This is a genomic window from Oerskovia sp. NPDC060287 (assembly GCF_042726775.1).
In the GTDB taxonomy this organism is placed as follows: domain Bacteria; phylum Actinomycetota; class Actinomycetes; order Actinomycetales; family Cellulomonadaceae; genus Oerskovia; species Oerskovia merdavium.
Map to the genome: position 1 here is coordinate 1 of NZ_JBHXBO010000218.1, position 7,005 is coordinate 7,005.

Sequence of the window (7,005 nt, forward strand, 5' to 3'; positions counted from 1 at the left end):
CCACAATGGTGGTGGCTACACGAAAACACCACCCGGAGATCCCCGGCCAGCCTGCCGCTGCAGCTTCGTCGCCCGTCCTAGCGGACCGCGACGACGGGCCGGGCGGCCGCCCACAGGGGCGCCGTCAGCACCGCCGTCCCGACCGCGGAGATGGACTGGGCGGCCAGCAGCCCCACGAGCACCAGGAGCTGGACCTGGGCGGCCCGCCACGGTTCGGCCCCCGCGAGCAGGAGCCCGACGAACGCCCCGGGCAGGGTGACCAGCCCGGCCGCCCGGGTCTGGTCGATCGCGGGGACGAGCGCGCGGGCCGCGGCCTGGCGTCCGAGGTCGGCGACCGACTCGCGCCGCGTGAAGCCCAGCGCCAGCATGGCCTCGACCTCACCCCACCGGTGAGCGACGTCGTCGCGCATCCGCAGGCCCGCGAGCGAGGCCGCCGTCATGGCGCCGCCGATGACCTGGGCCGTGAACGGCAGGATCTCCTGCCCGGTCGGGGCGAGTGCCCCCGCCGCGAGCACGACTCCCAGCACCACCGCCGGTCCGGTACCGATCGAGACCAGCAACCACGGCAGGGCCGCCCATCCGCCACCGATCCGCCGTGCGGATGTGACGCCCGCGGCCACGAGCATGACGGCCAGGTAGGGGACGACCGCGGCCGGGTGCGCAAAGATCCACCCGATCACCAGCGCGACCAGCGCGAGCTGCGCGGCCGCGCGCAGCACCGCGACCAGCGCGTCAGGGACGGTGCGACGCCCCGTCCAGGCCAGGACCCCGCACGCGAGGGCGACCAGGACGAGGACCGCGACGGCGAGCCGCAGGAGGTCGGCGAGAGGCATGGGGAGATCGTGTCAGAGACACGGCGAGGCGCCGTCGCGACGACGCGCGGTGGTGCCCCGAGCAGGACTCGAACCTGCAACCTACGGATTAGAAGGCCGTTGCTCTATCCATTGAGCTATCGGGGCGCGGGGACCATCGTAGTGGGATCCGGCCGTGACCTGCGCGCACGCGCGCGAGACGGCCGTGTCGCAGACGGTCCCGCACGGCCCCGCCCGCCGGCCTCGCCCGGCTCCTCGGCAGTCCGCGACCCCACGACCGGCGCGCGCGTTTGGCATCGCCTCGGGAACCACAGAAGATGAACGGGTGACGACCCGACATGCTGCCGACCGTGCCCCGCGGGCCACCCCCGCCTCGGGCAGGACGCCCGGCAACACCCCTGAGGAGATCGGGACGACGGTCTTCGACGTGGGCCGTGACCTGCGCCGCGACGTGGCCGAGGTCGAGCTCCCGCTGGTCCTCGACGGGGTCGAGGAGGCAGAGGCCGCCCGCCGGCGTCTGCTCAACCAGCTCGACGAGCACCTGCTGCCGCGGCTCAAGGAGCTGTCCTCCCCGGCGGTCGTCGTGATCGCGGGGTCGACGGGCGCGGGCAAGTCGACGCTCTACAACTCGCTGCTGGGCGAGGAGGTGTCGCAGGCGGGCGTGCTGCGCCCCACGACCCGCGAGCCGGTCTTCGCCTACAACCCGCTCGACGTGGACGTCCTGGTCCACAGCCCCACGACCGCGATGTCACGCGTCGTCGAGCACGACGGCGTCCCGCGCGGCACCGCGCTCCTGGACGCACCGGACCTCGACTCGCTCCTCGCCGAGAACCGCTCGACCGCCGCCCAGCTCCTCGAGGCCGCGGACCTGTGGCTCTTCGTGACCACGGCGGCGCGCTACGGCGACGCCCTGCCCTGGGTCGCGCTCGGACAGGCCATGGAGCGTGGCGCGAGCGTCGCGATGGTCCTCAACCGTGTCCCGCAGCACAACCTCACGACCATCCGCGGCGACCTCCTGGCCCGCCTGCGCGAGCACGGTATGGAGGGTGTGCCGCTCTTCGTGATCCCCGACGTCGGGCCGCACGAGGGCATGCTCGACCGCGCGACCGTGACCCCCACCGCCCGGTGGCTGACCATGCTCGCGGGTCCGGACCGGTCTCGCGCCGTGATCGTGCGCACGCTCAAGGGCTCGCTCGCCGCGCTCCCGGCGTGGGTCACGGGCATCGCGGACGCGGTCCAGCAGCAGGTCGAGGCCGCCGAGGTGCTGCGCGCCACGATCGAGAAGGCCCTGCCCGACGCCGAGGCCACGGCCCGCGCGTCCGTCGCCTCGGGCGTCGTCGCAGAGGGCTCGGTCGCCTCGCGCTGGGCCCAGCTCGCGAGCGCCGAGAAGATCGACCGCCTCAAGGTGCGCCACGGGCTGGCGCGCTCGACCAAGCGCAGAGGGCGCGCACGCGAGGCCGCGCTCGAACCGCTCCTCGACGAGGTCCGTGCCGCCGCGACGCGCACGCTCGTCGCGGCGGGCTCGAGCGCCGACGACGCGTTGCGCGCAGCTCTCACCGGCCCGGACGCTCCCCCCGGGGGCCCCGCGTTCGCGCCCGAGCACGGCGACCCGGCCCGTGAGGCGGCACGCGAGAAGGCCGCCAAGGACCAGGTCCACGAGTGGGTCTCGGTCGCCGAGCGCGCGGTCGAGGCCCTGCGCGGCATCGACGAGCCGGGCGTCACCCCGCAGGACAGCGCCGAGAACCGCCGGGCCGAGGCCGCGGTCAAGGCGCTCGGGCCCACGGGGCTCGTCGCGCTGCTCCTCACGTCCGCCGCAGGGGTCGACGACGCCACCCGGCTCGTGCAGTCGCTGCTCGGCGACCCGGGCCTCGCCTCCGCGCAGACCCTGGCCTCGGACCTCGCCGACCGTGCCGCCGCGATGGTGGCCCGCGAACCCGTCGACCTGCTGGAACGCCTCGACATCCCCGCCCTCGCGCCGGATGCCGCCGTCGGGCTGCGCCTGCGCCTCGCTGAGCTCAGGAGGCTCTCATGACGTCCCACGACTCTCAGCTTAGGTCCCGTGCGGACGACCTCGGCAGGGCCCTCGACCTCGCGGGGGACCGCCTCGACCCGGAGGTCGCGGACCGGATCCGGACCGCGATCGGCGGGGTGCGCGAGCGTCTCGCCCTGGGCGTCGACCACACGGTCGTGGCGCTCGCGGGCGGCACGGGCTCGGGCAAGTCGAGCCTGTTCAACCGCATCTCGCGCCTGAACTTCGCCGACGTGGGCGCCAAGCGACCCACGACGGCCCGCATCACGGCGTGCTCGTGGAGCGACCAGGCCACGGCGCTCCTGGACTGGCTCGAGGTCGACCCGGAGCGGCGCATCACGCGGGGCAGCGAGCTCGACGGGGACGCCGAGGAGGGCCTCGACGGGCTGGTCCTGCTCGACCTGCCGGACCACGACTCGATCGAGCCCGCGCACCAGGCGGTCGTCGACCGCGTCCTGCCGCTCGTCGACCTGCTCGTGTGGGTCGTGGACCCCCAGAAGTACGCGGACGACGCGCTGCACTCGGGCTACCTGCAGAAGTCGGTCGGGCTCGAGGCGTCGATGGTCGTGGCGCTCAACCAGATCGACACGGTCCCGACCACGCAGCGCGGCAACCTCGTCGCGGACATGGGTCGCCTCCTGGAGGAGGACGGCCTGTCCGGGGTGTACGTGACCATGGTCTCGGCCCGCACGGGCGAGGGGCTCGGCCAGGTGCGCGAGCTGCTGCAGCAGGCCGTGGCCCGTCGCAGCGTCGCCGCGAGCCGGGTCGCGGGCGAGCTCGACCGCGCGGGGGCCCTGCTGCTCGAGCAGACCCCCGGCGAGGTGCCGTGGACCATGAGCACCGCGGTCGACGAGGAGGTCGTCGCGATCGGTGAGGCGACCGGGCTCTCCGCGGTGGCCGGCCAGGTCGCCGCGGCCGTGCGCAACGGCTACGGCCGACCCGAGTTCGCCCCGCCGCAGACCGACGCGGTCGCGCTCTCGCGCAGCCGGTGGCTCGCGCGGGCCGGGAAGTCCTTGCGCCCGGGCTGGAAGCGGGCGCTCGACGAGGCCGTCGCCCCGGCAGACCGCCTGGTCGAGGACACCCAGCGGGCGCTGTCCAAGGTCTCGCTCGACACGCGCGGCCCTTCGTCGGCTCGTGCGACGCGCACCACGGCGCTCGTGGCGATCGGCGTGGCCGTCGTCACGGGGGCGCTCGCGATCCTCAGCTCGCTGGGCGTGCTGGACCTCGACCGGACGATCGTCGCGACCTTCGCGATCGTGGCGGGCGCGGCCGTCCTGGTGGCGCTCGGCTTCTTCCTCGCGGGGATCCAGATCCGCCGGACCCTGGCCCGTCGGCGTGAGGCGACGGTCCTGGCGTCGGGGCGCGGGGCGGTCGAGCGCGTGGTCCAGGAGACCATGGGCAAGCCCACGCAGAAGCTGCTCGACGAGCATCGCCGGGTGCGGGAGCTCGCGCAGTCCGCGCGGGACACGGGCAGGGCGGCACCGCTCACCGGTGCGTTGAGGTTGCCCACACCCCAGGACATGGTCGCCCCGTCCACAGACGATCCCTCGACGCAGGACACGGCGGCCCGCGAACCGTCAGCCTGAGGTCGCGGTCGGCACCAGGCCGGCCCCGCACCCAGGAGGAACGATGGGCAACGACGTCACGGTCACGCTGGCAGGCTTCATGGGCACGAGCCCCAGGCTGTTCGCGTCCCCGACCGGCAACGACTTCACGAGCTTCCGCATCGCGAGCACCACGCGCTACCTCGACCGTACGCGCGGCGAGTGGGTCGACGGCCGGACCATCTGGTTCACGGTCAAGGCGTGGCGGAGCATGGCCCAGAACGTCGTGGCCTCGCTGCGCAAGGGCGACGCGGTCGTGGTCACGGGACGCCTCGCGGTCGACGAGTGGACCAGCCCCGAGGGGCCGCGCACCAACCTCGTGATCGAGGCGAGCGCGTTGGGACCGGACCTCACGCGGGGGCAGGCCCGCTTCTCGCCCACGGTCCACCGGTCCACCACGCCCGACGACGCCACGAGCGGCCAGGTGGCCGTAGACCCCGGGCAGAGGACAGGGAACGAGGACGCCTCGGGACTGCTCGCCGACGCCGGCCGCGACACCGAGTGGGACCTGGGCCCGCTGGGGGAGCCGGTCGCCGAGGACGACGACGCCGAGCACGGCCTGGTCGACGACGCGCTCGACCTCGACGAGGACGAGGGTGCCGCTCACGTCGGTGCCGACGAGGACCCGGACGAGGAGTCCGTGGCCCGCGAGCTCCTGGCGACGCGCTGAACCTCGACCGCGTAGGCTGAGGGGTCGAAGACGCCCGCCCCACCTGGGGCACCCCGGGTCCGGGGCGGGCGCACAGCATCCCGCGAGCGATCGAACGGTGGAACAGAGCCAGTGGCTGAGTTCATCTACTCCATGTACAAGGCGCGCAAGGCGCACGGTGACAAGGTCATCCTCGACGACGTCACCCTGAACTTCCTTCCCGGTGCCAAGATCGGTGTGGTCGGCCCCAACGGTGCCGGTAAGTCCACGATCCTGAAGATCATGGCCGGGCTGGAGCAACCCTCGAACGGCGACGCCCGGCTCTCGCCCGGCTACTCGGTCGGCATCCTGCTGCAGGAGCCGCCGCTGAACGAGGAGAAGACGGTCCTCGGCAACGTCGAGGAGGGCGTGGCCGAGATCAAGGGCAAGCTCGACCGCTTCAACGAGATCTCGGCGCTCATGGCCGAGCCGGACGCAGACTTCGACGCGCTGCTCGCCGAGATGGGCACCCTCCAGGAGGCCATCGACGCGGCCGACGCGTGGGACCTCGACTCGCAGCTCGAGCAGGCCATGGACGCGCTGCGCTGCCCGCCGCCGGACGCCGACGTGTCGGTGCTCTCGGGTGGTGAGCGTCGCCGCGTCGCCCTGTGCAAGCTCCTCCTTGAGAAGCCGGACCTCCTGCTCCTCGACGAGCCCACCAACCACCTGGACGCCGAGTCGGTCCTGTGGCTCGAGCAGCACCTCGCGTCGTACCCCGGTGCGATCCTCGCCGTGACCCACGACCGCTACTTCCTCGACCACGTCGCGGAGTGGATCTGCGAGGTCGACCGCGGACGCCTGTACCCCTACGAGGGCAACTACTCCACCTACCTGGAGAAGAAGCAGGAGCGCCTGGCGATCCAGGGCAAGAAGGACCAGAAGCTCGCGAAGCGTCTGAAGGACGAGCTCGAGTGGGTCCGCTCCAACGCGAAGGGCCGCCAGACCAAGTCGAAGGCGCGTCTGGCGCGCTACGAGGAGATGGCTGCCGAGGCGGACCGCACCAGGAAGCTGGACTTCGAGGAGATCCAGATCCCGCCGGGCCCGCGCCTGGGGTCCGTCGTCCTCGAGGCCTCGAACCTGCAGAAGGGCTTCGACGGGCGCAAGCTCATCGACGGGCTCAGCTTCACGCTGCCCCGCAACGGCATCGTCGGCGTGATCGGTCCGAACGGTGTCGGCAAGACGACGCTGTTCAAGACCATCGTCGGCCTGGAGCCCCTCGACGGCGGCGACCTCAAGGTCGGCGAGACCGTGTCGATCTCCTACGTCGACCAGTCGCGCGGCGGGATCGACCCCAAGAAGACGCTGTTCGAGGTCGTCTCCGACGGGCTCGACTTCATCAAGGTCGGCAACGTCGAGATGCCCTCGCGCGCCTACGTCGCGGCGTTCGGCTTCAAGGGTCCGGACCAGCAGAAGCCGGCCGGCGTGCTCTCGGGCGGTGAGCGCAACCGTCTGAACCTCGCGCTGACCCTCAAGCAGGGTGGAAACCTCCTGCTGCTCGACGAGCCCACCAACGACCTGGACGTCGAGACCCTCGGCTCGCTCGAGAACGCCCTGCTCGAGTTCCCGGGCTGCGCCGTCGTGGTCTCGCACGACCGGTGGTTCCTCGACCGCGTCGCGACGCACATCCTCGCGTACGAGGGCACCGAGGAGGACCCGGCGAACTGGTACTGGTTCGAGGGCAACTTCGCCTCGTACGAGGAGAACAAGATCGGCCGCCTCGGCGCGGACGCAGCGCGCCCGCACCGCGTCACGTACCGCAAGCTGACGCGCGACTGATCCGTCGCTGACGCGTGCCGCCCCACCGGGGCAGCCGCGACGAACGACACGCTCCGCACCAGAGGGCCCCGACGAGGATTCGTCGGGGCCCTCTGG

The 7,005-nt window shown here is 72.7% G+C and carries 5 protein-coding genes and 1 tRNA gene; 4 read left to right on the forward strand and 2 right to left on the reverse strand.

Annotated features, from left to right (window positions below):
- Positions 1–77: 77 nt before the first annotated feature.
- A complete protein-coding gene (locus tag ACFWFR_RS15845) occupies positions 78–833 on the reverse strand; it encodes an ABC transporter permease (RefSeq protein ID WP_377615846.1) in 756 nt (251 codons plus the stop codon).
- Between the two features lie 50 nt (positions 834–883).
- Positions 884–959: transfer RNA gene (locus tag ACFWFR_RS15850), tRNA-Arg, on the reverse strand.
- 178 nt (positions 960–1,137) lie between these two features.
- Between ACFWFR_RS15850 and ACFWFR_RS15855 the strand changes: the two genes are divergently transcribed.
- The 4 genes from ACFWFR_RS15855 (at position 1,138) to ettA (ending at position 6,909) form a co-directional block, all read left to right on the forward strand.
- Positions 1,138–2,844, forward strand: a complete 1,707-nt coding sequence (locus ACFWFR_RS15855) for a GTPase (RefSeq protein WP_377623596.1) — start codon at positions 1,138–1,140, stop codon at positions 2,842–2,844.
- Positions 2,841–4,427 carry a GTPase gene (locus ACFWFR_RS15860; RefSeq protein ID WP_191803016.1) on the forward strand — a complete coding sequence of 529 codons (1,587 nt, stop codon included), beginning with the start codon at positions 2,841–2,843 and terminating at the stop codon, positions 4,425–4,427. The genes ACFWFR_RS15855 and ACFWFR_RS15860 overlap by 4 nt, the downstream gene beginning before the upstream one ends.
- Positions 4,428–4,470: 43 nt before the next feature.
- Complete coding sequence (locus tag ACFWFR_RS15865; protein WP_377623597.1) at positions 4,471–5,115, forward strand: single-stranded DNA-binding protein; 645 nt, start codon at positions 4,471–4,473, stop codon at positions 5,113–5,115.
- 111 nt (positions 5,116–5,226) lie between these two features.
- The gene (ettA, locus tag ACFWFR_RS15870) at positions 5,227–6,909 is read left to right on the forward strand and encodes an energy-dependent translational throttle protein EttA (protein ID WP_191803012.1); all 1,683 of its coding nucleotides are present in this window, start codon (positions 5,227–5,229) and stop codon (positions 6,907–6,909) included.
- The last annotated feature ends 96 nt before the right edge of the window (positions 6,910–7,005 follow it).